The sequence below is a fragment of the Candidatus Poriferisodalis sp. genome (genome assembly GCF_965198245.1).
Classification (GTDB): domain Bacteria; phylum Actinomycetota; class Acidimicrobiia; order Acidimicrobiales; family Poriferisodalaceae; genus Poriferisodalis.
The window spans coordinates 3,925,368-3,951,473 of record NZ_OZ240249.1 but is presented as its reverse complement, the minus strand read 5'-3'; the positions used below and the strand labels follow the sequence as shown (position 1 = coordinate 3,951,473).

Below are 26,106 nucleotides of genomic sequence, written 5' to 3'. Positions count from 1 at the left end.
GCGCCGACTCTGCGGGCGACGTGGCTCAGTCGAGCAGGTCGTCGTCGCGGACCCGGCGTCGCTCAGCCTCTTCATGCTCGGGCAGCACGCGGCCGAACAGCTGGCGGGTTCGTTCGACTCGCCCGATGACGCCGGATTGGTGGGTGTAGGCGAAGATCGCCGCGTGGCGAGGCTGCGAGCTTGCGGTCACCCGGGTCACCCGGTGCAGCGAGTAGCGGCCGCGGAAGATCTGCAAGTCGCCCGGTCGCAGCTCCAGCGTGCGAACGCCGTCGCGCCCGCCGGCCAGCAGCGATCCGATGACCTCGAAACCCTCGTCGTCGGCAGACCGCACCCCAGGTGCGTACTCGAACAATCCGCCCTCGTCGGCGGGCTGTACCAGCACCGTCACGGCGAAGTCATTGGTGTCGAAGTGCCAGGGGAATTGCTGACTGGGATCCAAGATGTTCGCGGTCAGGCCCGCCAGCGGGTCGGCGTAGCAGTGGAGCTCGTCGATCTCGAGGCAGTCAGCCAGCAGTCGGCACAGCTGCGGTGAGCGGAAGACCGTGTCGATGGCGCACACCGCGGGCCAGGCATCACCCGGTATGAAGCCGCTCGAGCGTTCGGTGAACGTGTTCACCGGATGATCGTCGCTGAAATCGGGATCGATGTGGGTGTGGAAGTACGGATTGATGACCTGTGTCGAGAAATGGGTCTTCGGCTTCGCAGCGACAATCTCATCGTTGAGCTGCCGCACGCCGAGAGCCGTCACGAAGCGCTCAAGCACGGCGCAGCCGTCTGATCGCAACCCGCTGCGGGCGTACTCGACAACATTCCAGTAGGCCGAGTGCCTGGGGTCGGACGCAGGCAGGTCCCGCCCGTCGAGTGGGAAGCCCTCGATGTCGATCAATCGACTCAGATCGACAGCGTCGGTCCGTGCTGCAAGACCGGGCGACGCAGCCGTTGTCGTGCTCATCGGTCATGCCTCCCAGTGCGGCACCCAGTCGCCGTCGAGCCGCAGTGACAGGTGCGCATCGTCTTCGATGCGGCGGGCCACGCTCAGCTCTGCGGCATCGAGGCCGTAGCGCTCGGCAGCCCGTTCAAACGCTGCACGCGCAGCCGCCGTCATCGGCAGATCGGTGCCGACGGCCGACTCCAGCTCGGCCACCAGCCCAAGATCCTTCACGCACAGGCCCAACGTGAACGACGGGTCGTAGTGGCCGGCGAAGATGCTGGGTGCGTCATGGCGGGCCACGAAGCTGTCGGCGACGCTGTCTTTGATGGCTTCCCACAGGTCGCCGAGATCGACCCCGTTGCGAACTCCCACGGCCAACCCTTCGGCCAGCGCGGCAGCACCCACGAACCAGAGCTGGTTCGTCACCAGCTTCACCACACAGCCGGTGCCGAGTGCGCCGCACTTGATCACGCGCCCCAGAGGTTCGAGCAGCGAGCGCACCCGCTCCACGGTCTCGGCCTTGCCGCCAGCGAACAGCGTGAGCGTGCCGTTTCGAGCGCCGTCCACGGCTCCGGTCACCGGCGAGTCCACCACGGCCACGCCCTCGGGCGCCTCCGCGGCCAGGCGCTGGATCAACTCGGGGCGGCTCGTCGTCAAATCCACCCAGATCGAGCCCGCTGACAACGCCCCGAGCACCCCTGCGTCGCACATCACCGCCTCGACATGCGCAGGCGCCGGCAGCGAGGTCATCAGCACGTCAACCCCGGCGGCGGCCTCAGCAGCCGAGCCGGCGGCAGAGGCCCCTGCTGCCACTGCGGCTTCCAGTGCATCTGGGTTGATGTCGAACGCTTGCACCTGGTGGCCGGCGTGAGCCAGGCGAGCGCACATCGGTCCGCCCATCGTGCCCAACCCGACGAATCCGACTGTCTCCATCGTCGCTATGTCCTCGCCGCCACTCTTCTCACCAAACACTAATGTTTGTTCCGCCCCACCGAGCCCCGAGGACCCCTCTCCCCGGAACTTCCGCGAGTCTCGCACTCAGAGACTGAGCCGATGGGCGGCGAAGCCGTGGCCCGAGCGGCCCGTGAGCGCAGCGAACAAGAGCAGGAGACAAGAGGTTCGGCAACCAAGGGTTCGCCTGTTGGCGCTGCTTTAGGATGACCGGCGGCCAGTCAACGAGGGGGCGTGCCATGAAGTTCGGGATCTTCTACGAGCTGCAGCTGCCGAGACCGTGGAACGACGACTCCGAGTACGTCCTGTTCCAGCAAGCGCTCGACCAGATCGAGCTGGCCGACAAGCTCGGCTACGACTACGCGTGGGAAGTCGAGCACCACTTCCTGGAGGAGTACAGCCACAGCTCCGCGCCCGAGGTCTTCCTGGCCGCTGCCAGCCAGCGCACCCGCAACATCCGGCTTGGGCACGGCATCGTGCAGCTGCCCACGAACCACCCCGCCCGGGTCGCCGAGCGGATCTCCACGCTCGACCTCGTCAGCGGGGGCCGGGTCGAGCTGGGCATCGGCGAGGGCTCCTCGGTCACCGAGCTGCACCCCTTCGACCGCCGCTTCCGGGACAAGCGCGTGGTGTGGGAGGACGCCGTGCGCTGCCTCATGCCCATGTTCGGGGAGGTGAACCACTCCTACGACGGCGAGATCTTCAAGTTCCCGGCACGCAACGTGGTGCCCAAGCCCTACCAGAAGCCGCACCCGCCGCTGTGGGTGGCATGCAGCCAGCTCGACACCATCGTCATGGCGGCGCAGCGGGGCATGGGCGCGCTGGGCTTCTCGTTCGTGTCGGCCGACGCGGCGAGGGCCTGGGTGAACGCCTACTACAACAACTACCTCAACCACCTCGACCTGCTCTGCGACTACCAGACCAATCCGGGTGTTGCCGTCGTCAGCCCGTTCATGTGCGCAGAAACCGACGAGGAGGCCCAGGCCAAGGCCGAAGGCTGGACCTTCTTCCAGTTCTCGCTCGTCTTCTATAACTCCCACGGTCCCGTCGAGCCGGGCTCGGTCAACCTGTGGGACGAGTACCAGGAGTGGAAGAAGTCGCCGAAAGGGCAGAAGGCCAGCAACAACGTCGGCCTGGTGGGCTCACCCGACACGATCCGCCGCAAGCTCGAGATGTACGAAGACGCCCACGTCGACCAGCTCATCCTGTTGAACCAGGCCGGCAAGAACACCCATGAGGACATCTGCTCGAGCCTGGAGCTGTTCGCCGCCGAAGTGATGCCGGAATTCCACGAGCGCGACGCCGAGCACCAGGACTGGAAGTCAGCAGTGCTGGCCGGCGATGTGCTCCTCGAAGACATCGACACCGACATCTACCAGGTGATCACCAACCAGACGCCGGTCGCCAAGCGCACCGAGATCGAGCGCAAGCAGCGCGAAGCCCGAGCCCGCCAGGCTGTCGGATTGGCAACCTGAGCCAGCACGGGCAGTGCGGCAGATCTTCGATCTCGAAACGAGGCTCGGCCGGAGAGTCAACGCCGTCGCCACGACCCTGATCGTGGCGTCCATGGTCACACTGGTGGCCGGCACTCACTACACCGCTCAGCACCGGCGGCAAAGTGCTCAGCATCGTCATCGTGCTGATCGGACTGGGCGTGGTGGCGGTGCCCTCAGGCCTGCTGGCCTCGGCGCTCTACAAGTCCGATATCGAGCAGCAGGGAAGCACCACCGACAAAGTTGACAGCCAAGCCGACGACTGAAGCCGGCAGCCAGCAGCACGGCGGCGTACAGCACGAACACCTTCCTGAGCATGATGCCTCATTGTGCTCGGACATTGAGCTGCTGGCTTGCATGAGTCCGCAGGCAGGCTGCCGCAGGGCCGCGCGAGACTCCGCGCCCATGGCGTTCGCTCTTGTCACCACCAAGTCGTACTTCGATTCTGTTGCCGCACTGGCCGGCGATGACATCTACGTCAGCGCCTTGGACAGAACACACCGCTGGCTTGAAGAACGCCCCTTCCGGCACCCCAGCCTGCACACCCACGATGTCGGCCGGGCAACGAATGGCCGCAAATTGTTCGCTTCCGATGTCGGCGGGCGCGCCAATGATCGACGCCTCGTGTGGCAGCTCTTCAACCACACCGTTGTGCTGCTGTTGTACGGCACCCATGCGATCTACCGACGCGCTCGCCGCATGCGCATCGACTACGACGAGGTGGGTGATCTCCGGGTCTTCGAACGCGAGGCTGAGAACTCGGCCGACGAGAACTACGACACCGTGCGCGGCCGGCGCCTCCGCAACGAAGGGCTGACCTTCAGTCCTTGGAGCCATTCCGAGCTGCGGCAGTACGGCTTTAACGATGAAGACATCGCACGGCTTCGACTTGTCAACTCGGACGATGATGTGATGGCGCTTGAGTCCACACTGTCGCCGGAACGCTTCGACGCGGCATTCAGGCTCGCGGTGTACGGGGTTCCCGACGACACCGGTGTGCGCGAGATCGACCGCGAACGCACCGAAGCGATACAGCCGGTTCCGACCGAAGAGGACCGACTCATCGAGATCGACCTGACAGGCGATGCGGGTGCTGGCAACTTCGCCGAACTGGATCCCGAGCAGCTTCGAGAGCTGCTCGGGAAACCGGTTGAGGACTGGATGGTGTTCTTGCACCCGCGCCAGCGAAACCTCGTCGAGCGCGACTTCGCTGGACCTGCACGAGTCAGCGGTCCGGCTGGCTCGGGCAAGACCGTCGTCGCACTGCATCGAGCGGCGTGGCTGGCCAGCCAGCGCGCCGAACGTCGACGACGAGCCGAAGAGCAGCTTCCGCTGCGAGCATCAAGCGGCGACGGTGACGGTGGCGCAGACGAGCTGCCGATCCTGTTCAGCACGTACATCAGGTCGCTGCCTGAGGTATTCGCAGCGTTGTATGGACGCATCGCCGACGCCCATCGGGATCAGATCGAGTTCGTGAATGTCGACCGTTTGGCTCGACGGACTTGTGAACGTCACGGCATCAGTGTGACGACGGAGCCCCAAGCCATCGAGAGCGCCTACCAGGCCGCCGCTTCCGCCGTCCTCAGAAGGGAATCGGCGTCTGGTCTGGCAACCGCGTTCACCGACCGTTACCTGCAGGACGAGATCGAACGCGTCATCAAGGGCCGCGCGATCAGCACACTCGACGACTACCTGGCGGCGGAGCGAACGGGCCGCCGTGTGCGGATGACGGAGGCGCAACGTCGCCGAGTGTGGGAGCTGCGCGAAGCATGGGACGCCGAGCTGGCGGCCCGCGGCACCATGAGCTTTGCTGATGTGCTGCTGCGCGCACTCGGCGTGGCGCACGCTGCGCCGCAGCGCCGGTACTTGGCGGCGGTAGTGGACGAGGTGCAGGATCTCACCATGACCGGCCTGATGCTGATCCGAGCGCTGGTCAAACGCGGAAGCAGCGATCCGCGCAACGGCTTGTTCATGGTCGGCGACGCGGCGCAGCGGATCTACCCGGGCGGATGGACGGTCAGTCAGGCTGGGCTGGACATTCGCGGACGTTCGGCAGTCTTGGGCGTCAACTGGCGCACGACCGCGGAGATCGCGACCGCTGCACGGGCTGTTGCCTCTGGTCTGCAAGTCGAAGATCTCGACGAGCGCTACGACCGGTCCGAGCAGACGACGGCCGAACTGCGTCACGGACCGCTCCCGTGTCTGGTGAGCTGCCGCAGCCGAGACGCTGAACTCGGGGAAGTGGCGGCGCGGGTCCGATCAATACTTGAGTCTCCTGATGCTGCGCCCGGTGATGTGGCCGTACTCACGAGCACCCGCAGCGAAGCGCGTCAGGTCGCGACTCGCCTGCGTGCGGAAGGAGTGCTGGTCACCGAACTTGAGTCCTACGACGGACAGAGCGGGCGAGGCGTCAACGTCGGCACTCACTTTCGGTCGAAGGGTCTCGAATTCAAGAGTGTGCTGCTGCCCGGTCTCGGCGCTGACTTTCCGTCCATCCCCTCGAACTGCCGCGATGAAGAAGAGATCGCTGAGCATGTCACGATGCGCATGTCTGAGCTGTACGTCGCCATGACCCGCGCTCGCGACGAACTCGTGCTTCTCCACACTGGTCGGGTGCCTGCGCGAGCGATTGCGGTGAACCTCGAAAGGTTCCAGCGGGAGACCCATTCGTGACGGCAATCCGGCGGTCACGTTGCGCGATACAGCTAAGTCCACCAGGGCATGGGGCACAGGACGCCGAACACAGGATGAGACAACCAATGAGGGTGAACGACGGCAGTCGACGACAGGATGGCGGAAGCAGGATCGGGAGGCTGTGGTGAAAGTGCACCGAATCGTCGCGATCGATTGTGAGACAACGGGTTTCTCCAAGCAGGACCGCATCGTGGAGATCGCTGCGGTCGAGATCGATGTGGCTCGTGGTCAAGTCACCGATGAGTTCGATTCGCTGGTCAACCCGATGCGCGATATCGGTGCCGTGGATATTCATGGCATCACGCCATCGATAGTCCAGGCTGCCCCGACGTTCGAGGAGCTTGCCTTTGAGTTGGGTATCAGCGAGGCCCAGGCGCGACGCGCGCATCGCGCATACTTCGAGTCCATCGCGACGGCGGTCGTGCGGGACCATGTCGTGACGCCGGAAGAGCACGAGTTGCTGATCCGCATCGCAGCCGCGCTCAACGTGGGCGACGTTGAGATTCCCGACGTCACCGCGCTGCCTAGCGCCAGAGATCTCGGCGCTGGCCTGCGCGTCTGCTTCACCGGCACGGCCACCATTGACGGATCATCAGTGACGCGTGAGTTGCTGGAGGAAGCTGCCGCTCTCGCAGGCCTGGTGCCCGTCCTTACCGTCACCAAGAAGAACTGCGATCTGCTGGTAGCGGCAGACCCTGCCAGCAGTTCCGGCAAGGCCACGAAGGCTCGCAACTATGGCATTCCGATCATGTCGGTTGCGGAGTTCCTGGAGCAGCTGCGCTGAAGCCGGCGTTCGGTGCCGCTCCGGGGTTCTGTATCGACGCGCAGGCGGTGCACGCCGCAGCCTGAGGCACCTTCGGCACAGTCATGCGTTCTGTGTTCTCGCATACAAGAACACAGAACGCATGTAGGCTCGTATTGTGCCGAGACGGATAGTCGCAGCGTTGGAGGATGATGCACTGGCGGCGCTGATCGAGACGCTGGCGCGTCTTGGTGTCGTTGCCAAGGTGTTGTCGAGAGTGTCTTGGGGCGATGATCGTTCAGTTGACGCTGTCGTCGAAATTGCTGGTCAGCGATTCGATGTCGAGGTCAAGTCGATGATCACCGCGGAGCACGGACAGCGATTGGCTGGAGGCGTCAGGCGGAGAGCGCCCGTGCTCGTCATTGCCGATCGCATTGCTGCCGAAGCCAAGCGGACTCTGCGTGAAGCGGGGGTGAACTACCTCGACCGGCGCGGAGAAATGCGGATCATGGCCCCACCTCTGATCGTCGACACGGTCGTAGAGTCCACGCTCCCCGAGAAGGGCGGGTTCGGTAAGTCACTCGACAGCCAGGTCGCCAAGGAAGTAGCAATCTGCTGTTTGTTGACTCCCGACGAACCCCACGGAGTCCGCCAGACAGCGCGGCTCATTGACCGTGCGCCGAGCGCTGTTTCCAGCGCCATGACCGGACTGAGAGACGACGGCCTGCTCACCGCGGCAGGTGAGCCGCTCATCCCAGACCTTTTCCATGAGTTGACGACGGTCTGGAAGCGGCGAGCAATTGCATTGGCGGCACTCCCCCCTACACGTGCCCAGGCCTCGCAGCGGCTGGAACTCGGACTCGACGAGCCTGAGCACACGCTTGGCTGGGCGCTCACCGACTCTCGAGCTGCTGCGTCGTGGGGCATGCCAATTCTTGCGCGGGGGGATCACCCGCCAGATTTCTATGTGCAGTCCGACTCAGTTCTGCGCGCCGCCCGATTGCTCCTCGGTGATGCCGACGATCCCGCTGTCAGGGCGTGCACTGTTGCGGTGGCACCTGTGCGGCTGGTCTGCCTGCGCCGTCTCGACCACTCCCAGACATCCAAAGAGCGGTGGCCCGTGGCTAACCACATCGTCGTCGCCCTGGACATCGCCCAGGACAAAGCTCGCGGCCTCGAAGCACTTCAGCAGTGGGAACCTGAACGGATTGTGCGTGCTTGGTGATCCAGTTGTCCTCGTCGGTGATCGGGGTGGCTCGATCAGCGGTTACCCAGCCAGTCGGCGATGGCCTGGCCGATCTCGTCGGGGCTGTCTTCCTGGCAGAAGTGATTGCCTGCCACAGTCACCTCGGTCTGGTTCGGCCACGTGCGGCAGTACTCCAGTTGGGGGCCGTTCAGGATTGCTCCTGGGTCTGCGTTGACCGGCAGCTTCGGCACGTCTGAGCTCGACAGCCATTCGCCGTAGTCGGTCACGATCTGGGTCACGTCCGCTGGTTCACCCTCGATCGGGATCTGGCGGGGCCACGTGAGGGCCGCGGGCGCAAGGGTCGGACGCTGATGGCGGGACTCGAAACTCATTTGGCGAAGAACGAAGTTCCGATCCACAATGGTGCGTGTACGCGGATCCGCTGCGTTTGTCGCGTTGGAGTTGGGCATGGCGCCAAGAGGCCCCTACACCCACATTTGTTCTCACCGAACCCATCGCGCTCTCGCTGCAGGGTTGTCCGGCGGAAGCGTGCATTGCTACGCCATAGCCCGCAGGGTCCACCAAGCTCGCCGGGTGCGCGACTACAACAGGACGAGCAGTACACCTCCGCGGGCGGCCAGCCCATATCGCGCACAACTTTCTCACGCACTCCGAAAGCTAGCGTGTGGTGAACCGGATTCCGATGGGGTGAACGCCGTTAATGTCGAATCACATGCGTCACTTGGAGTCTTTGAAATGGTCTTAGATGGAGATGAGGACAAAGAAGATTTACCAATTCCGCCGAGAATTGCTGCCACAATTCAGCCATGGAGCGGACAATTTCGGTGAATTCGACAAACTTAGAGCTGATGTTCCAACACAAAGATCCCCCCGGCTCTTGGTCAGGTCACGGTACGGTCAAGCGAAGCGCCGCACTTAGATACCCGGGCTCAAAATGGTCGATTGCCGAACGAATAGTATCCTATTTTGGTGACCACTACCACTACGTCGAACCATACTTCGGCAGTGGAGCAGTGTTTTTTACCAAGGCACCTTCACCTCACGAATTCTTGAACGATTCCAACAGCGTCGTGGTGAATCTCTTTCGTGTCCTTCGAGACCGCACGGAAGAGCTTTGTTGGGCACTGGAAGCCACTCCTTGGGCCCGCGACGAGTATGATCTGTCTGACAGAATCACAGGTGATGCGCTAGAGGATGCGCGGCGCTTTGTTATCAGAATCTGGCAGGCGCATGCTAGCGATTTAGCTAAGAAAACCGGTTGGAAGAATCGCGGGGCCAAACAGCGAGCGCGGGGAATGTCACATCGCTGGCAGCGAGTTCCTACCGAGCTTGCACAGCTGGCTACACGTTTGAAAGATGCTGAAATCGAAAACCGACCGGCTCTAGATGTCCTGCGCCGCTTCTCGAGTGCGGACTGCCTCATCTATGCTGATCCGCCATATCTCCCATCAACTAGAACGCAGAAGATGTATGGAGAGGAGATGACTGAGGCAGATCACTTAGAAATGTTGGACACCTTGAGAGCACATGACGGTCCGGCGGTTCTGAGCGGATACGACAACAAGATCTACAATTCGCTACTGTCAGATTGGGAACAAATTTCAGTCAAGCCACCGAAAGTGGAAAAGGCCGCCGTTCGGGTAGAAAAGCTCTGGGTCAAACGCTAGTGGTTCGTCGTTGAAATGGTTGGGGCGCGTATGGTGGGGGCATGACTGCTGGATTTGTCGTGTCGGATGCGGATCGTTTGTCGTTGGAGGGGGTGGCGCGCTCGGGGTGCGAGCCGTGGCGTCGGGTGCGGCCGGCGAGGGCGCTGTTGGCGTTGGCGGCCGGCGGGTCGGTGCGCGGGGTGGCGAGGGATATGGGAGCCCATCAGGACACGGTGCGCCGTTGGCGTGACTGCTTCGAGTCGGGGGGCGTGGCCGGGTTGGGCGTGGTGGCGCCGGGGCGGGGCCGCAAGCCCAGCGTGCCCGCAGCGGTGGTGGAGGCGATCGTGGCCGACACGCTGTGCGCCGAGCCGCCCGACGCGGCGGCGTGCTGGTCGACGCGTGCGATGGCGGCCCGTCACGGGGTGGGCAAGGACTTCGTCGCCCAGGTGTGGCGCGAGCGGGGGCTGCGCCCGTGGCTCGCCGACGTGTTCAAGGTGTCCGCGGACTCCGACTTCGAGGCGAAGCTCCAGGACGTGATCGGGCTGTACGTGAATCCCCCCGAGCGCGCTGTGGTGTTCAGCTTCGACGAAAAGACCCAGATCCAGGCGCTCGACCGCACCCAGCCGTCGCTTCCGATGCGCCCGGGCCGCAACCGCACCCTCACCCACGACTACAAGCGCAACGGCACCATCGACCTGTTCGCCGCTCTCAACGTCGCCACCGGCGAAGTCCTGGCCCAGACCCGCAAGCGCCACACCGGCGCCGACGTGCTCGCGTTCTTCAAGTGGATCGACCTGCACACCCCCCGCCGTCTCGACGTCCACGTCATCTTGGACAACGTCTCAGCCCACAAGTCCGAGCCCGTGCGCACCTGGCTCGCCCACCCCCGCCGCAAGCGCTGGCACCTGCACTTCACACCCACCAGCTCCAGCTGGGCGAACCTCGTCGAAGGCTGGTTCTCGATTCTGACCCGCAAAGCCCTCAAGACACAAGCGTTCACCTCAGTCGAACACCTCAAAGACGTCATCGAGCACTGGGCCGCGCACTGGAACCACGACCCCAAGCCGCTCAAATGGACCAAGACAGCCGACCAGATCATCGCCAAAGTCAAACGAGCCCGAACCGCCCTCAACAAAACCGCGACACACCACTAGTCACGGCCACATATCCGGGAAATACTCTTGTACTCTCTCAAAAATGCTCTTGAGAGGCGGTGTTTCGAGAGTAAAGAATGAGGATGTCCAGTCCGCCCAGCCGAGCGGCGGAAAGAACTTTAGCTGTCCTCCCGAACGTTGAAACAACTGCCAAAGTCTGTGGTGACGGCCATCATAATCAATGTAACCTGCTACCGTAGAAGGACCGCTAAGTGTATCTCCTCCTTCATTAACCCACGTTACGTCGGATTCCGGATCGGCAATCTTGAGGTCGAGCGTATAGCAATGAAGTTGAAAGTAATGCCATGGCCTATCGTGAGATAGCACTAAGTAGCGGCTGGCGTCGAGGTCGACAGTACTCGCAACCGCGTGGTGCCAGCTTGTTACGAGGTCTACGACTGCTGGACCTGCCAATTCGGGCTCCTCTTGCCAGTCTATGCCGAGCCGCTCGAACTCATCGCTGAACTTCTTCTGTGAGTTCGAGAGCTCCATGAAGCTTGCATCATGGTCTTCGCGTTGAGCAGTAGACATTTTACAAGAAATGCCGAACGGAAGCCCCGAGCTAGTAGGGACAATGACATCGAAGATGCCCTTGCTCTCAACTGTTTCGCCATCGCAGATCAAGGCGGTGACTCTCTCGAAGTCGAGATAGTCGGGCATGTACTCTCTGATGGATTTGACGAACTGACCGCTGCCATCACGAAAAACGCTCAGTGCTAGGCGCATCCTCTCGGTTTCTGCGATAGAGAGGGGACGGTCCTTTATCGGTTGACCGTCGTCTTGCGATTGGTATGTTCGTTGTCCTTGCATAGCGCAATCGGCAATGCTCGCGCGATTTGAGGGTCACTGCAAGAGGCTGATGCTGTCAGCTACGGACAGCGCGACGGATGACGATTCTGGCGAGGCAGAGCGGGGCGCAGGTTGGCCGTCCCAACTCCGACCGACAAGTGCGGCTGTGGCTTCTTTCGAGTCTCCGCCGATGACCCAACGGCTGTCGACGTACATCGCTCTTGGCTACCGGCGCGGGTGTTCTGCGACGGCGGAGCTATGGAACTCATATGAGGGGCGACATGCACTGGAGCCTCGCATGATTTCGGTATGGGTGAGGGATCCGGTCATGCTCTGCGTCTACGCGTGCCAGAGCGCAATCCGGCCAAATCGCAGACGGCGTGGGCCATACGGGCCGCGAGGAACCTGATTTCGAGCGCTGTGTGGATCAGGGTGAATTGGTCTTCTTGCGGATACCCGCGTCAAGCCGTAGCAGCCCGAACACGGAAATCGGTAGTCGTCTGGACTTGGTCCACATCGCCCACGCGTTTCGTCGTCTTGCTCCAAGGGCAGTCAGAGTTCGGTGTTCACAGTGACCGGCGGATCCGAATCGCGCGTAACCATTTCGTGCATTCCTCGCTAATAGACAGCTGCCTGCGCTGGCCGGCGACATCGCGCTCGACGACATCGACACCCAGCTGTACCAGGTGATCACCAACCAGGGGCCGGTCGAGAAACGTGAGGAGATCGAACGCAAGCAGCGCGAGGCCCGTGCTCGCCAAGCGGCTGGGTTCGGCTAGCAGAGGCGAAGTCGGCCAGCAGAGCCAGCGACGGTGCTGGACCAACCGCTGAATCAGCGGTTTCCCAGCCAGTCGGCGATGGCTTGGCCGATCTCGTCGGGGCTGTCCTCTTGGCAGAAGTGGTTGCCCACCACGGTCACCTCGGTCTGGTTCGGCCACGTGCGGCAGTACTCGAGCTGCGGGCCGTTGAGGATCGCGCCCGGATCTGCGTTGACCAGCAGCTTCGGCACATCCGAGCCCGACAGCCACTCGCCGTAGTCGGTCACAATCTGGGTCACGTCGGCCGGCTCGCCTTCGATCGGGATCTGACGCGGCCACGTCAGCGTCGGACGCCGATGCTCAGGCTCGACGAACGGGCGGCGGTACTCGTTCATCTCCTCTTCGGACAGCTTGCGCCGAATCGAGCCGGGCAGCACCGCCTCCACGAACAGATTCTTGGTGATGACCATCTCCTCGCCGGCGGGGGAGCGGAAGCCCTGGAAGATGCGGGCGGCAGCCTCGGGCCACTCATCCCAGGTCATCGGCCGCACGATGGCCTCCATGTAGACGAGACCGGCCACCCGGTCGCGGTTCCGGTTGGCCCAATCGAAACCGAGCGCTGAGCCCCAGTCGTGGATCACGAACGTGATGTTGTCGCCGAGATCGAGTTGGTCCAGCAGGCCGTCGAGGTACTCGCGATGCTCCACGAACCGGTACGAGTCGGGGCCGGTGTCGTCGAGCTTGTCCGAATCGCCCTGACCGATCAGGTCCGGCACGATGACGCGGGCATGCGGTCGCACGTGAGGCACGATGTTGCGCCACAGGTACGACGACGTCGGGTTGCCGTGGAGGAACACGATCGCATCGCCGGATCCGGACTCGTGGAATGCCATCCGCTTGCCATTGACGGTCGCGTAGGTCTTGGAAAGCGGTTCCGCAGAGAGGGTTGCCATCGGTGCTCCTTCGTTTGGCCGGATCGGCGCCACATCATGCCTGACCCGCCCAAACGTTGCACCCGTCCCTAGGAAGCTCGTCGGCTGTGTCTGATGGTTCCGGCGCTCAAGAGCGCCGCCGTGTCTGATGGTTCAGACGCCTAACGGCGTCTGCTGCGTTTGATGGTTCCGCCGCCTAGCGGCGTCTGAACAACAGCTGGAACTCCATGACGCCGTGGTCTTCGGCGGAGAGGACGACCGGCACCTGCGGCACGGTCACGTCGAAATCGGCGAACGTGACCTCGACAGAACCCACTACGGCGATCACGCTGCCCACTAGCTGCGCCTCGATCTCGATGACAACGGGTCGCGTGATGCCGTTCACGGTCAGGTCGCCTGGGGCCGACAGCATGATTGCTGTCCCTGAGACTGCAGCGTCTTCGATGTGCAGCTCCTCGGTGAGCGAGAACGCGGCGGTTGGATGCCGGGAGGCGCCCAGAGCCCGTTGAACTGCTCCGTCCCGACGCCTGTCGTCGGTCTGGAGCGTGGTGAGATCGACCTCGATCTCCACTGACGTCACGTGCTCTGAGACGATCTCCATCGTGCCGCTGACGTCGCCGGTGCGCCCCACCGCGGTGAACGCGCCGATGCTCGCCAGCTCCTCGTCGACGCGGAAACCGGCGAACGAGCCGGTGGCGTCTTCCAAGGTGAACGAGCCAGTCTCGGCGTCGACGTTCCAGCTGCCGTTGATGTCATCGATCGTGACCACGTCGTCTGAAGGAGAGGCTGCATCGGCGTCGCTGCCTTCCGGGACGACCACGACATATTCCTGGTCTCTGTCATGGTCGCCGGCCCCGCCCTCGGGTGCTGCATCACTGCTCTCATCACCTGTGGCAGCCACCGTGGTCGTCGCACCCGGTGCGGCATCTTCTTGCACGAGCTCGGCGTCAGCGACCGCTTCGGCCAAGCTGACTTCCTCAGGTGAGGAGCCGAGCACCCGCCAGACGCCGAAGGCCGCCGCCGCGGCGACGATCACCAGCAGCACAACGACCGTCACCACAGTTCTGCGCCGGGGCCTCATGGCGGGTCACGGTAGCTTGGAGCCGCTCATGAAACTGCGCGACCTGAGAACCGGACTGACCTTCGACGACGTGCTGATCGTGCCGCAGCGCTCGTCGATCCGCAGCCGCAGTCACGTATCGGTGCGCACCCGCCTGTCACGCAACATCGAAATTGAACTGCCGGTGATCGCAGCCAACATGGACACGGTCTGCGAGCACGAGATGGCCATCGCCATGGCCCGTCTCGGCGGTGCAGGCATCGTCCACCGGTTCATGCCGATCGACACGCAGGCGAGCCAGATTGCTGCGGTGAAACGGGTTGACGACGGCGCTCTGGTGGTCGGTGGCGCGGTGGGCACCGATCACGACATGGGCGACCGGGCCAAGGCCCTGGTTGCGGCAGGTGCAGACGTGCTCGTCCTCGACATCGCGCACGGTCACGCCGATCACGCCCTCGACGGCGTACGCCGCCTGAAAGAGCACTTCGGCGAGGTCGACGTCATCGCCGGCAACGTCGCCACGATCGACGGTGCAATCGACATGGCAGAAGCTGGCGCCGATGCCATCAAGGTTGGCGTCGGACCTGGCGGCGTCTGCACGACACGACTCGTCGCGGGAGTCGGCGTGCCGCAGCTGACTGCGACCGACAACGTGATCAACGGCTTGGCCGATGCCGGGCTCGACGTCCCAGTCATCGCCGACGGCGGCATACGTAACTCGGGCGACATCGCCAAGGCACTTGCCGTCGGCGCGGAAACCGTGATGATCGGCAGCATGCTGGCCGGCACCAAAGAGAGCCCCGGCGAGGTCGAGCAGGGGCCGCACGGGCTGCGCAAGCGCATCCGGGGAATGGCCAGCTTCGAAGCCATCGAGGCGCGAGCCGAACGCCACGGCGAGGAAATCGACGACGAGTACTTCGAGCAGCGGGCACCCGAAGGCGTCGAGGGCACGGTGCCCTACCGGGGCGAGGCCGGCAAGCTGATCGGCGAACTCATGGCCGGCCTCCGCAGCGCCATGAGCTACACCAACGCCCGCAACTTGGCCGAATTCACCGAGCGCGCAGAATTCGTTGCCGTGACACCGCTCGGGTTGGCGGAGAACACACCGCACGCCACCCTGTCCTACTGACCGGTAGCGGCACCTGCCAGTCGAGGAGATCCGCAATGGCAAGCGAACCGTCCAAGGACCTCATCGCGCTCGACGATCCCTACCCGGACCGCGACTACGAGGTGCGCTGCACGACGCCCGAGCTCACGTGCGTCTGCCCCGTGACCGGGCAGCCCGACTACGCCACCGTCGAGATCGCATACATCCCAGACCGCCGCATCGTGGAGTTGAAGTCGCTGAAGCTCTACCTGTGGAGTTACCGAGACGAGCCCGTCCATCACGAGGCCATCACCAACCGCATCCTCGATGACTTGGTTGCTGCCGTCGCACCGAAACAGGCGACGGTCGAAACGCGTTGGCTGGTCAGGGGCGGCATCACGACCACCGTCACTGCCCGCCACCCCGCGCAGGCGTCACTGGGCTGAATCGTCGGTGCCTGACTAAAGGGTGCTCAGCAGCCTCAATACACTCGATCCGATGCCGTTGTTGGCGCCTGCCGACAGGCGCATACTGCGCGAGCTGCTCCTCCGTGGGGGTACGGCCGAGATCGGCGAGATCAGCGCGGCTGCAGCTCTGGACAACCAGGTCGTGCAAGCGTCGCTGGGCACATTGCAGCGATCAGGCATCGTGGCGCCGGTGGACTCGGTACCGGGGCTGCGAGGCGCTCGCTGGTCGCTGACCCAACACGGCTTCGAAGTCGGGCCGTCGCTGGTCGGCAATGACCTCGGCGGCCGCGTCGATAGCCAGACTACTCCCCAGGCGGTTGACCCGGCGGAAGGCTGGGGATTTCCCTGGCGGCCGCCGAAGTCCGAGGCACCGCTGTATGCGACGGGGTTGAGTCGTCGTGCCCGCCGGGTGGCTGATCGTGCTGTCATCAGCACTGCCGGACGGCCCCACGGGCGCCGCCGTGGTGGCCGCTTGATCGCAGTGATCCTGCTCGCCGCGGCGACGATCGGTGTCGGGATCGTGGCGGTCGGGGCGCTGCGTGTCACCGAGATCACCATCAGCGGCATCCATGAGGGTGCCATGTTGCAGCCCGGTCACCTCGAGGGAGCCGTCCTGGAATTCAGCGTGAGCGGTGGTGACGTCGAATCGGCCCAGATGCTGCTGGACGGCTTGCCCGTGAGCGGCGTGCAGCGTTACGACAACCGGATCGTGTGGCCGGTGCCCGGGTTGACCGAGGGCCTGCACATCGTCACGCTGGACGTGGACCGGCGTTTCTTCGGGACATCCCAGGCGGCGGTGACATTCACGGTCGACGGGACACCCCCGGTCGTCGACCTGCCGAGAGTTCACGACCCGGTGCCTCTGGGCGAGCCGGTGGTCTTGGCTGGGCCTATCGAGGCCGGGGTATCCCTGCAGATCGGCGATCAACGGCTCGACACTTCGTCTGGTTCGTTCAGCCTCACCCTGTCAAGCCCGCCCGGCGGCCCACTCCCGGTGGTTGCGACCGATGCTGCTGGCAACAGCACCACCTTCGACATCATCGTGCCCATCGGCTACCCCCACACCACCGGTGTGCATGTCAGCGCCGCCGCATGGGATCACGACGGGCTGCGCTCGGGGATCGTGGAGCTCATCGAACAGGGCCGGATCAATACGGTCCAGCTCGACCTCAAGGACGAGGATGGCTACATCGGCCATTCGACATCGATTCCGCTGGCGCGCCAGGTTGGCTCCTCCAAGGACCTCTTCGACCTACGAAGTGCTATTGACGAGTTGCACGACATGGGCGTGCGCGTGATCGGCCGCATCGTGGCGTTCAACGACCCGGTGCTCACTCGCTACGCGGCTTCGACCGGCAACCTCGACTGGGTATTGCAGACCCCGGACGGCCGGCCGCTGCTGTCCACCTATGGCGGCTTTACCAATTTCAACCACGCGGTTGTGCGGAAGTACAACTTGGACATCGCGGCCGAGGCGGCCGCTGCAGGCATCGACGACATCCTCTGGGACTACATGCGCCGACCCGAGGGAAACCTCAGCGGCATGCGCATTCCCGGTTGGAACGGCGGCGATCCCTCGCCGGTCATTGTGAGCTTCCTCGCGGAAGCGGGAACGATGCTGCGGGAGGCCCAGGTGTTCCACGGCGTGTCGGTGTTCGGCATCGCCGCAGACCGCGGCGAGTGGATCGCGCAGGATGTCGGCGCGATGTCAAGTCATGTCGACTATGTGGCGCCGATGGTGTATCCGTCGCACTGGGGCCGGGGCGAATATGGCGTCTCGCACCCTGAAGCGCAGCCTTACGACATCACGCGGGCTTCGCTTGCCGAATTCCAGAATGTGCTGGCCGGCACCAACACGGCGATCGTGCCCTGGCTGCAGGACTTCTCGTTGAGTGTCGACTACGGACCCGCTGAGGTGCGTGCTCAGATAGATGCCGCAGCCGACCTCGGCATCACCGACTGGCTGCTGTGGGACCCGAGGGTGACCTACACGACCGCGGGCATCCCCGTTTCGTACCCCTAGCGGGTGCCGGCCTTAGTCGAGACCGGCGCAGTCGAGACCGGCGCAGTCGAGACTGTCGCGCAGGCGGTATTTCTGGATCTTGCCGCTCGGCGTCATCGGGAACTCGTCCACGATGACGAGGTCTTCGGGCCAGAACTGGCGGGTCACGTTGTGGGCGTCCAGGAATTCCGTGAGATCGGCGAGCGTGGGTGGATCGCCTACGGGCTGCACGAAGGCGCACCCGATCTCGCCGAGACGCTCGTGGGGCTTGGCGACGATCGCCACCACGCCCACTGCGGGATGCCGCAGCAGGACATCCTCGATTTCCTTCACCGGAACGTTCTCGCCGCCGCGGATCACCAGGTCTTTGCTGCGACCGGCGATACTGATGTAGCCGTCGGCGTCCATGATCGCCCGGTCGCCGGTGTCGAACCAGCCGTCGGTCCAGTGCTGAGCGGTGAACTCCCGGCCCGCCATGTAGCCGGCGAACAATGCCGTCCCCCGGCACTGCAAGTCGCCCTCGGTGTTCAGCACCGGCTCGCCGGCCTCGTCGACGACGCGCACGTCGTTGTCGCGCACTGCTCGCCCATCGGTGAGGCGGCGCTCCAGCGGATCATCGGGCATGCCCACCGTCAGCAGGCCGCACTCGGTCATGCCCCAGCCCGGCATGACCATGCAGTCCGGCAGCAATTCTAGCGCCCGTTCGAGCACGGGGCGGGGGATCGCGGCGCCTGCGCACAGGAAGCGTCGCCACGAGGACAGGTCGTGATCAGCCAAGCTCTCGACGTTGAGCACATCAGCCAGAAACGGTGTGGCGCCCATCGAGAACTGGATCCGGTGCTGCTCGATGAGACCCACGAACTCGACCGGATCCCACACGTCCTGCATGACGACGTGGCCGCCGACATGCAACGGCAGCCGCATCCCGTAGAGGTAACCGGTCTGGTGGCCGAGGGTGGAGGCCATGTGGCTGACATACGCCTGCGGCGCCCCTGCACCGGGATGCGGCGCAAGCCCTTCGCACACGGTGTCCAAGAACGCGTCGACGGCCACCTCCAGGATGTTGTGGGTGTGCATGACGCCCTTGGGCAGCCCGGTGGTGCCTGAGGTGAACATCATTTCGCAGATGTCGTTCGGCCCCGGCCGGCACAGGTCGACGGCGGCGCGGTCGTAGGACGAGAAGCGGCCCTCCTCGATCAGGTCCTCCCAGGTCATCGCGTCAGCGGGCAGCCACGATTCGTCCCCATTTGAGTTTGACGGCGCGATGGACGGGCTCGGCACCACCACGAGCTCAGCGACCCATTCGCAGCGCTCTCGGAGCTCGGCATGCATCTGTGCCAGTCCGAAGCCCCGGTAGCTGTCGGCGGTGATGACCACAATCGGCCGGCCGAGCTCGCTCATGACCGAGACTTCGTTGTGCCGGAATATCGGAGCAACCGGATTGACCACGGCGCCGATGCGTTCACAGGCCACCGCAGCCACGACATAGTGGCGCCAATTCGGCAGTTGGACCTGCACGACCACGCCTGGACGGACGCCGATTTCCAGCAGACCCTTGCTGGCGGCGTCCACCTCGGCACCGAACTCGCCCCAGGTCATCGTGCCGAAACGGTCGGTGATGACCGATTCGCTGGACCGCTCGGCGGTCCACTTGGAGATCTGATCGTCAAGCAGCCGGTTCGGCCACCCCCCTGACGCGCCCAGATCGTCGATGCGACCCGCTTCGAGCGTCGTCTCAAAAAACCGCTTTGCTGTCATGCGATCTTCACCCCTGCGCTTTGGTGAGGCTGGTTACTGGCCGCGGATCCTCCGCAGCACTTCAGCGGCCATGAAGCGCTCGCTCTCCTCTATGTAGTGCATCGGGGAGGCTGCGCTGAGCACGACGGTGCGGGCGCCGGCATCGATGTACTCCCGCAGTCGAGCAACGCAGCGGTCCGGGTCGCCGGCGATGGCGAATTTGTGCACGAGCTGGGAGAAATCCTGGGCGTATTGCTTGGACAGGCGCTCAGCGGCGTACTCGATGGCGGTGTCGTTGTCGGGGTGGCAGCAGAAGAACACGAACATGCCCGACTCGACCGGTGTCGGATTGCCCTCGTCCTCGCGGTACCCCGCAATTGCTTCGATCGACTGCGCCAGGCGCTCGGGCGTGTACATGTACGGCAGCCAGCCGTCGCCGTAGCGAGCCGCTCGCTTCCACGCAGCGTCTTGGCGGCCCGACACCCAGATCGGCGGCGGTGAGGCGGGCTTGGGCGCGAGCGTCACGCCCGACAGCGTGTTGAAGCGGCCCTCGAACGTCACGTCGTCGGTGGTCCACAGCCGCTGGATGATCTCGAGCGCCTCGTTGGTGCGGGCGCCGCGTTCACGCACCGGCACGCCGCAGGCTTCGAACTCTGACGGCATCTCGCCGCCGACCCCCACGCCGAGGTGGAATCGCCCTCCCGACGCCACATCCAGCGACGCGGCGAGCTTGGCGCACAGCGCGGCCGGATAGAGCGGGATGAGCGTGATGGACGACATCAGCTTGAGCGTCGTGGTGGCACCTGCCGCGACTGCCAGCGAGATGAAGGCGTTGGACGTCGGCACGTGGAAGAACACGTGCTCACCGGTGGTGGCGTAGTCGTACCCAAGCGCCTCGATCTCGCGGGCCTGGCCGGCGATGTCGTCGCTGCGGCGAATTGCCAGCCCGAACTCGATCGTCTCGTTGGTTGCGGTGTCGTCTTTCATTGGGTCGTCTTTCATTGGGTCGTCATTCATTGGGCCGTTGCTCATTGCGTCCCCCTTGTGCGTCGCGACTCAGGAATCGTGCGAGACGGTAGCCGCGGGTGCTAGGCCAAGGCCGTGAGCACTGCAACCCACACGTCAACCACCATCCAGCAATCCCGCATTGAGAGCCTTTTCGATCGCTGCGGTCGCGAGATCGAATCGGGACTCCTGCCGAGCTGCCAGGTCGCTGTCGGCTTCGAGGGTGAGATCGTGGCGCAGGCCACCTACGGCGACGCCACCGACGACACTCGCTACTGCATCTTCTCGGCAACCAAGCCGTATGTGGCCTCGACGATGTGGCAGCTCATCAGTGAGGGAACGGTGGAGCTCGACGCCACTGCGGCCAGCTATGTGCCGCCCTTCGGCGAGAACGGCAAGGACCAGATCACCGTCGAACAGGTGATGCTGCACATGTCGGGCTTCCCGCACGCGCCGCTCAAGCCGCCGCAGTGGGATACCTCTGAGTCGCGGCTGAGAGCCATGGCGAACTGGCGGCTGAATTGGGAGCCCGGCACAAGGTACGAGTATCACCCCACCTCCGCGCATTGGGTCCTCGCTGAGATCATCAACGCGGTCACCGGCAACGACTTCCGTGACGAGGTGCACAACCGGGTCACCGGGCCGTTGGGTCTGCCTCGCATGCTGGGTCTGGCACCCGAGGACCAGGACGGCATCGCCGAGCTGATCCTGGTGGGCGAGCCGGCCACACCCGACGAGCTCGAAGCGACGTTCGGCGTCCGCGAGCTGCCGATGACCGAGGTCACCAACGAAGCGATTCTGCGCTTCAACGAGCCGTCGGTGCGCGAAGTCGGCGTGCCTGGCGGCGGGGCTTTCGGCACCGCGGTCGACGTGGCACTCTTCTACCAGGGCCTGCTGGGTAACCCGGATGGACTGTGGGACCCCGAGATGCTGGCCATCGGCACCGGCGAGGTGCGCAACACCCTGCCCGACCCGATGGGCATGCCCGCCAATCGCTCGATCGGGCTCTTCCTGGCAGGCGACGACGGGATGTCGAACATGCGCGGGCTGGGCCGCACGGTGTCGCCGATGGCCTACGGACACAACGGCGCGGGCGGGCAGCTGGCCTGGGCCGACCCGGCTACTGGCTTGTCGTTCGGCTACACCACCAACGGCTACGACGAGCACGAGGTGCGCCAGCCGCGCCGCGATACGGCGATTGGCAGCCTCGCCGGTCTGTGCACGACGCCGGAATGATCGCAGGCCCATCAAGGGCGTAACCCGCCACCCCCAGCGTGGTAGCAACGGGGCGATGCGACTCCTCGTTCTCCAGCACATCGACTGCGAGCATCCCGGCCGGCTGCGCGACTTCCTGCGGGCCGATGGCGTCGAGTGGACCGCGGTGGAACTCGACGAGGGCGAGCCCATCCCGTCGTTGGACGACTTCGACGCCATGTGGGTGATGGGCGGCCCGATGGACGTATGGGACGTGGAGGAATGCCCGTGGCTGGTGCCCGAGAAGCGGGCCATACGTCGCTGGGTGCGCGAGCTGCAGCGACCTTTCCTGGGGCTCTGCCTGGGGCACCAGTTGCTGGCCGACGCTCTCGGGGGAACCTGCGGACCGCAACGCCCGCCCGAGATCGGAGTGCTGGCCGTGGATCTCACCTCAGAAGGCCGGGCTGACCCGATCTTCGACCAGATGGGCGATCGCCAGCACGCCCTGCAGTGGCATTCGGTGCAGGTGGCCCAGCCTCCCGACGACGCCGTTGTGCTGGCTGGCTCGCCGGAGTGCCGGGTGCAGGCCATGCGGGTCGGGCAATGGGCGTGGTCAATGCAGTACCACGTGGAGGTGGAGGACGACACGGTGCGCAACTGGGGCGAGATCGAGATCTACCGCAATGCGCTGGAGTCGACGCTTGGCTCCGGCTCGCTCGATGCCCTCGCTGCCGACGCGGACCGCTCCATGGACGGATTCGCCGCCGACGCCGAGCAGCTCTACCGCAATTTCATGGCCGCCGCAGCCGGCTAGCCGCGGACATCCCTTGGCGCTGCACCCCCGAGACGAACTCCACACGCCATCGTCTGGCACAGCGGTGGGGGCTAGCTTCGGGCCGTCATGAACCAACCCTCCCCGCGACAGAGCCGGGACCCGTCGGCGGCTCAGGGAGCACTGTCGGGATTGCGCGTCGTCGACCTGACCGGCGATCCGGGCCGCTTCGCGACGAAGCTGCTGACCGAATTGGGCGCCGACGTGGTGCGGGTCGGCACCGGTTCGCTGGGCTTGCCGTTGGCTGATCGGGCTGCGGCCGCGCTCGGTGGCGTGGCCGATTGGTGGTACGACGGCGGCAAGCGCCGCTGCCGGTTGGACGTGAGCACTGCCGAGGGTCGAGACGCATACCGGCAGCTGACCTCGGCAGCCGATCTGGTGATCGAGACGGAACGCCCCGGGCGGTTGGCCGAACTGGGCATCGACTACGCGGATGCGGCCGCTGAGAACCCAGCGCTGGTGCAGGTGTCGATCACGCCGTTCGGGCGCACGGGCCCGCGGGCGCAGTGGCTGGGCTCCGATCTGGTGTCGGCCGCCATGGGCGGGATGATGGCGCTCACGGGCCTGGCTGACCGCCCACTCAACGTGTGGGGCCGGCAGGCCTACAACTACGCAGGGTTCGTGGCAGCGACCTCGGGAGTCGCAGCAGCGTTGTCGGCGCGCTCGACAGGGCGGGGGGCGCATGTGGACCTGTCCATCCACGAGACGGTCACCGGCTCGATCGAGAACCTGTTCATGCAGTACTTCTTCGACGACGTGTTGCCCCTGCCCAAGGTGGCTCCCCGGCAGGGCGCCCTGCACTGGCTCGGTGCCTACGACCTCGCTGAGTGCCGGGGCGGCGAGGGCGGCTACGTCATGATCACGCTGACACCGACACCCGATCTGCTGTTCGAATGGATGGTCGAGACCGGCTTTGACGAGGTTGCGCGGTGGGTCGGCGCGGACCCAGCGGACGTGCTGCTGGACGTGACCGAGGTCATGGACGCCGTCCGGCGCTGGATTGCTCCCCGCGATGCCCGCGAGGTGTGGTGGGAAGCGCAGGAGCGCCATGTCGCCTTCGGCGGCGTGCTGGACGTTGCCGAGGTGTGTGCCAATCCCCAATTCGCTCACCGCGACTTCCTTGCCGAAGTTTCGACACCGGAGAGGATCGCTGCGAACGGCTCGCACGTGCCCGCAAGTGCAGCGACGGGTGGGGCAGGCACTGTGAACATGCCGGGCCGACTGGTGCGCTGGAGCGACACCGGCAGGTCCGGTTCGATTCCGCCTTGTCCCCCGGCCGAGGTGGACACGCCCCTAGATGAGATCTTGGCGTCATGGGCGGCGCCGGCGAGTGAAGCCCGAAATGGGACCAGCCGCAGACCAGTCAGCGCAGCGTTGAGTGAGGGCGCCGATGACCGGCGGCCACTTGACGGGATACGGATCGCCGATTTCACCTGGGTGCTCGCCGGACCGTCTGCCACGAAACTGCTCGGCGATCTGGGTGCCGACGTGATTCGGATTCAGAGCGAGGAGCGGTCCACGCTCGTCAACTCGCCCGACTTCCCCTACTACTTCGTGTGGAACCGCTCCAAGCGCAGTGCCACGCTCGACATGCAGCATCCCGACGCGTTGACTGCGGCCCGGCGGCTGATCGAGACGTGCGACGTGCTCATCGAGAACTTCAGCGCCGGAGTGCTGGATTCGTGGGGTCTCGACTGGGCGACGGTCCACGAGTGGAACCCGCGACTGGTCTACGTGACGATGTCAGGCTGCGGCCATGACGGACCGTGGCGGCATGTCATCTCCTACGCACCGACCGTGCACGCGGTGTGCGGCATCACGCACCTGACCAACTTCGCCGATCGCGGCGACGTGGGTCCGGGCTTCTCGCTCAGTGATCACCTGGCGGGCTTCGCCGCAGCGGTCTCGACGGTCGGTGCGCTGTATGCCCGCGAGCGCACCGGTGAGGGGCAGCGCATCGACATGGCGCAGCTCGAAGTAGGCGCCTATGCGATCGGGGCGGCGATCATCCGCCAGTCGGCCGGCGTGTCGCCGCCCAGGCCCGAAGGCAACCGTGACGGCATTGCCGACCACGTTCCCAACGAGGTGTACGCGTGCAGCGATGGCTTCGTGGCGGTGACCGTGACCGAGCCGGCGCAGTGGCTCGGGCTCTCGGGGCTGTTGGCCGACACGCGACTCGACGATCCGAGGCTCGCCACCGAAGCGGCGCGCCGAGACCGCAGGTCCATGATCGATGCGGTTGTGGGGGAGTGGGCTGCTGAGCGAAGCGCGACGGAGGCCGCCGAGGCCTTGCAGGCCGCAGGCGTTCCTGCGGGACCGGTGCAGGACTCTCACCAGTTGTTCGCCGACGATCCCCAGCACGCGGCTCGTGGCTTCTGGCAACCCGTGGACCATGCGGTATTCGGCGAGCGCACCGTCGATGCCTTCGCCGGGCTGTGGAACGGCCAGCGCTGGTTCCCGCGCTATCTCAGCCCCGCCTACCTGGGCGAGCACAACTTCGACGTGTGGACCGACGTCGGCTACGCGCCCGACGAGATCGCCGAGGGCATCGGCGACGGTCTGTTTCTCTAGCTGGCTCAGCGGGGCCGGTCACCGAGCGCTCAGCGCGTGCAGTTCTGCGCCATTTGCGCATGCTGGAGTTGTCGCGGCCAGAAGACCCGGTTGCCGAGCGCTGAGAGGCCGCGCGGATAGGTGACGTCTAGGAAAGTTGCTGTCACGCTTTCTTTGTGCAATTTTGCCGTCTGTGGCGGCATTTCTGCGCAAAGTCCAAGCCGTCGGGGCTGCCGGGCATCGCCACCTATCCGCTCACGCTCTTAGCCCGTGGCGACCTCGGCGATGAGTTCGAGCAGCGCGTCGGATGTCTCGCGGTCCTGGGCGATGCGATCGTCGGTTTCGTAGGTGATCTTGCGGGCGATGCGTGTGCCCGAGTCGGTGACGGCCCCAATGTGCGCCCGATCTTCGCCTCGCCGTGGCGGATCAGTCACCAGAGCGGCGGTGCACGAGATGCCGGCAAGCGGCCACGGCTCCGATCCCGGCTTCGGTGTCGAGACGAGATACTGCGCCCGGGCCAGGCAGCCGTCGGCCATCGCCAGCGCAGCCTCGTCGGACACGTGGGGCTCGAGTTCTGAGCCCATCAGCTCGTAGAGAGATTTCACCGAATACGGGACGCCGGCCTCGAGGAGCGTGCGAGAGCCGCCCGGAATCGTCAGCAGGTCGCTCAGCGCCAGCACCCCGCCGCCGGTCACCGAAAGCACGATCCGCAACGGAGAGTCGTGAATCAACCGGATTGCTCGAAGCCGCTCGTCAGCTGTCATGCCGCCCCAGTATGTCTTGCAACATCCAACACATAGCCGCCCAGCCGAGCGGGTTTGTCTGACGCTCCCTTGTCAAGCGGCGAGTGTGTGGGTGTGTTGTGGGGCGGTTTC

22 protein-coding genes are annotated in these 26,106 nt (G+C 64.8%); 13 read left to right on the top strand and 9 right to left on the bottom strand.

The window, feature by feature from the left end; translation table 11 throughout:
* Positions 1-25 precede the first annotated feature (25 nt).
* A complete protein-coding gene (locus tag ACOCMM_RS17565) occupies positions 26-952 on the bottom strand; it encodes a HalD/BesD family halogenase (protein ID WP_419554423.1) in 927 nt (308 codons plus the stop codon).
* A gap of 3 nt (positions 953-955) precedes the next feature.
* A complete protein-coding gene (locus ACOCMM_RS17560; RefSeq protein ID WP_419554422.1) occupies positions 956-1,864 on the bottom strand; it encodes an NAD(P)-dependent oxidoreductase in 909 nt (302 codons plus the stop codon).
* A gap of 257 nt (positions 1,865-2,121) precedes the next feature.
* Here ACOCMM_RS17560 and ACOCMM_RS17555 point away from each other — a divergent pair, with 257 nt between their 5' ends.
* From ACOCMM_RS17555 to ACOCMM_RS17535, 5 genes are all read left to right on the top strand, one after another.
* Positions 2,122-3,357 carry an LLM class flavin-dependent oxidoreductase gene (locus tag ACOCMM_RS17555; protein WP_419554421.1) on the top strand — a complete coding sequence of 412 codons (1,236 nt, stop codon included), beginning with the start codon at positions 2,122-2,124 and terminating at the stop codon, positions 3,355-3,357.
* Between the two features lie 161 nt (positions 3,358-3,518).
* Complete coding sequence (locus ACOCMM_RS17550; protein ID WP_419554420.1) at positions 3,519-3,641, top strand: hypothetical protein; 123 nt, start codon at positions 3,519-3,521, stop codon at positions 3,639-3,641.
* 139 nt (positions 3,642-3,780) lie between these two features.
* The gene (locus tag ACOCMM_RS17545; RefSeq protein WP_419554419.1) at positions 3,781-6,048 is read left to right on the top strand and encodes a UvrD-helicase domain-containing protein; all 2,268 of its coding nucleotides are present in this window, start codon (positions 3,781-3,783) and stop codon (positions 6,046-6,048) included.
* Between the two features lie 145 nt (positions 6,049-6,193).
* Positions 6,194-6,853, top strand: coding sequence for an exonuclease domain-containing protein (locus ACOCMM_RS17540; protein WP_419554418.1), 660 nt, complete (start codon positions 6,194-6,196; stop codon positions 6,851-6,853).
* A gap of 136 nt (positions 6,854-6,989) precedes the next feature.
* Complete coding sequence (locus ACOCMM_RS17535) at positions 6,990-8,036, top strand: hypothetical protein (RefSeq protein ID WP_419554417.1); 1,047 nt, start codon at positions 6,990-6,992, stop codon at positions 8,034-8,036.
* 35 nt (positions 8,037-8,071) lie between these two features.
* Here ACOCMM_RS17535 and ACOCMM_RS17530 read toward each other — a convergent pair whose 3' ends face one another.
* Positions 8,072-8,467 (bottom strand): hypothetical protein, encoded by a 396-nt coding sequence (locus ACOCMM_RS17530; protein ID WP_419554416.1) that lies wholly within the window; start codon positions 8,465-8,467, stop codon positions 8,072-8,074.
* Between the two features lie 357 nt (positions 8,468-8,824).
* On the opposite strand from ACOCMM_RS17530, the gene ACOCMM_RS17525 reads away from it, so the two are divergent.
* Complete coding sequence (locus ACOCMM_RS17525; protein WP_419554415.1) at positions 8,825-9,685, top strand: DNA adenine methylase; 861 nt, start codon at positions 8,825-8,827, stop codon at positions 9,683-9,685.
* 41 nt (positions 9,686-9,726) lie between these two features.
* A complete protein-coding gene (locus tag ACOCMM_RS17520; RefSeq protein ID WP_419554414.1) occupies positions 9,727-10,818 on the top strand; it encodes an IS630 family transposase in 1,092 nt (363 codons plus the stop codon).
* Here ACOCMM_RS17520 and ACOCMM_RS17515 read toward each other — a convergent pair whose 3' ends face one another.
* The 3 genes from ACOCMM_RS17515 to ACOCMM_RS17505 all read right to left on the bottom strand — a co-directional run bounded on the left by ACOCMM_RS17515 (position 10,819) and on the right by ACOCMM_RS17505 (position 14,378).
* Complete coding sequence (locus ACOCMM_RS17515) at positions 10,819-11,544, bottom strand: hypothetical protein (RefSeq protein WP_419554413.1); 726 nt, start codon at positions 11,542-11,544, stop codon at positions 10,819-10,821.
* 895 nt (positions 11,545-12,439) lie between these two features.
* Positions 12,440-13,318 carry a haloalkane dehalogenase gene (locus tag ACOCMM_RS17510; protein ID WP_419554412.1) on the bottom strand — a complete coding sequence of 293 codons (879 nt, stop codon included), beginning with the start codon at positions 13,316-13,318 and terminating at the stop codon, positions 12,440-12,442.
* A 175-nt stretch (positions 13,319-13,493) separates the two neighbouring features.
* Complete coding sequence (locus tag ACOCMM_RS17505) at positions 13,494-14,378, bottom strand: YceI family protein (protein WP_419554411.1); 885 nt, start codon at positions 14,376-14,378, stop codon at positions 13,494-13,496.
* A gap of 28 nt (positions 14,379-14,406) precedes the next feature.
* Here ACOCMM_RS17505 and guaB point away from each other — a divergent pair, with 28 nt between their 5' ends.
* The 3 genes from guaB to ACOCMM_RS17490 are packed head-to-tail and all read left to right on the top strand — an operon-like array spanning position 14,407 to position 17,934.
* A complete protein-coding gene (gene guaB, locus ACOCMM_RS17500) occupies positions 14,407-15,486 on the top strand; it encodes an IMP dehydrogenase (protein ID WP_419554410.1) in 1,080 nt (359 codons plus the stop codon).
* A gap of 35 nt (positions 15,487-15,521) precedes the next feature.
* Positions 15,522-15,890, top strand: a complete 369-nt coding sequence (queF, locus tag ACOCMM_RS17495; RefSeq protein WP_419554409.1) for a preQ(1) synthase — start codon at positions 15,522-15,524, stop codon at positions 15,888-15,890.
* 52 nt (positions 15,891-15,942) lie between these two features.
* Positions 15,943-17,934, top strand: coding sequence for a putative glycoside hydrolase (locus tag ACOCMM_RS17490; RefSeq protein WP_419554408.1), 1,992 nt, complete (start codon positions 15,943-15,945; stop codon positions 17,932-17,934).
* A gap of 12 nt (positions 17,935-17,946) precedes the next feature.
* Here the strand turns inward: ACOCMM_RS17490 and ACOCMM_RS17485 are convergent, their stop codons facing one another.
* Both ACOCMM_RS17485 and ACOCMM_RS17480 read right to left on the bottom strand, forming a co-directional pair.
* Positions 17,947-19,671, bottom strand: a complete 1,725-nt coding sequence (locus ACOCMM_RS17485; RefSeq protein WP_419554407.1) for an AMP-binding protein — start codon at positions 19,669-19,671, stop codon at positions 17,947-17,949.
* A 33-nt stretch (positions 19,672-19,704) separates the two neighbouring features.
* Complete coding sequence (locus tag ACOCMM_RS17480; protein WP_419554406.1) at positions 19,705-20,652, bottom strand: LLM class flavin-dependent oxidoreductase; 948 nt, start codon at positions 20,650-20,652, stop codon at positions 19,705-19,707.
* A 99-nt stretch (positions 20,653-20,751) separates the two neighbouring features.
* Between ACOCMM_RS17480 and ACOCMM_RS17475 the strand changes: the two genes are divergently transcribed.
* From ACOCMM_RS17475 to ACOCMM_RS17465, 3 genes are all read left to right on the top strand, one after another.
* Positions 20,752-21,891 (top strand): serine hydrolase domain-containing protein, encoded by a 1,140-nt coding sequence (locus ACOCMM_RS17475; RefSeq protein WP_419554405.1) that lies wholly within the window; start codon positions 20,752-20,754, stop codon positions 21,889-21,891.
* Between the two features lie 55 nt (positions 21,892-21,946).
* Entirely contained in the window at positions 21,947-22,663 is a 717-nt protein-coding gene (locus ACOCMM_RS17470) for a type 1 glutamine amidotransferase (protein ID WP_419554404.1), read from the top strand.
* An 87-nt stretch (positions 22,664-22,750) separates the two neighbouring features.
* Entirely contained in the window at positions 22,751-25,252 is a 2,502-nt protein-coding gene (locus ACOCMM_RS17465; RefSeq protein WP_419554403.1) for a CoA transferase, read from the top strand.
* Positions 25,253-25,494: 242 nt separating this feature from the next.
* Here ACOCMM_RS17465 and ACOCMM_RS17460 read toward each other — a convergent pair whose 3' ends face one another.
* On the bottom strand, positions 25,495-25,995 hold the full coding sequence (locus ACOCMM_RS17460; protein ID WP_419554402.1) for a hypothetical protein: 501 nt from the start codon (positions 25,993-25,995) through the stop codon (positions 25,495-25,497).
* Positions 25,996-26,106 lie beyond the last annotated feature (111 nt).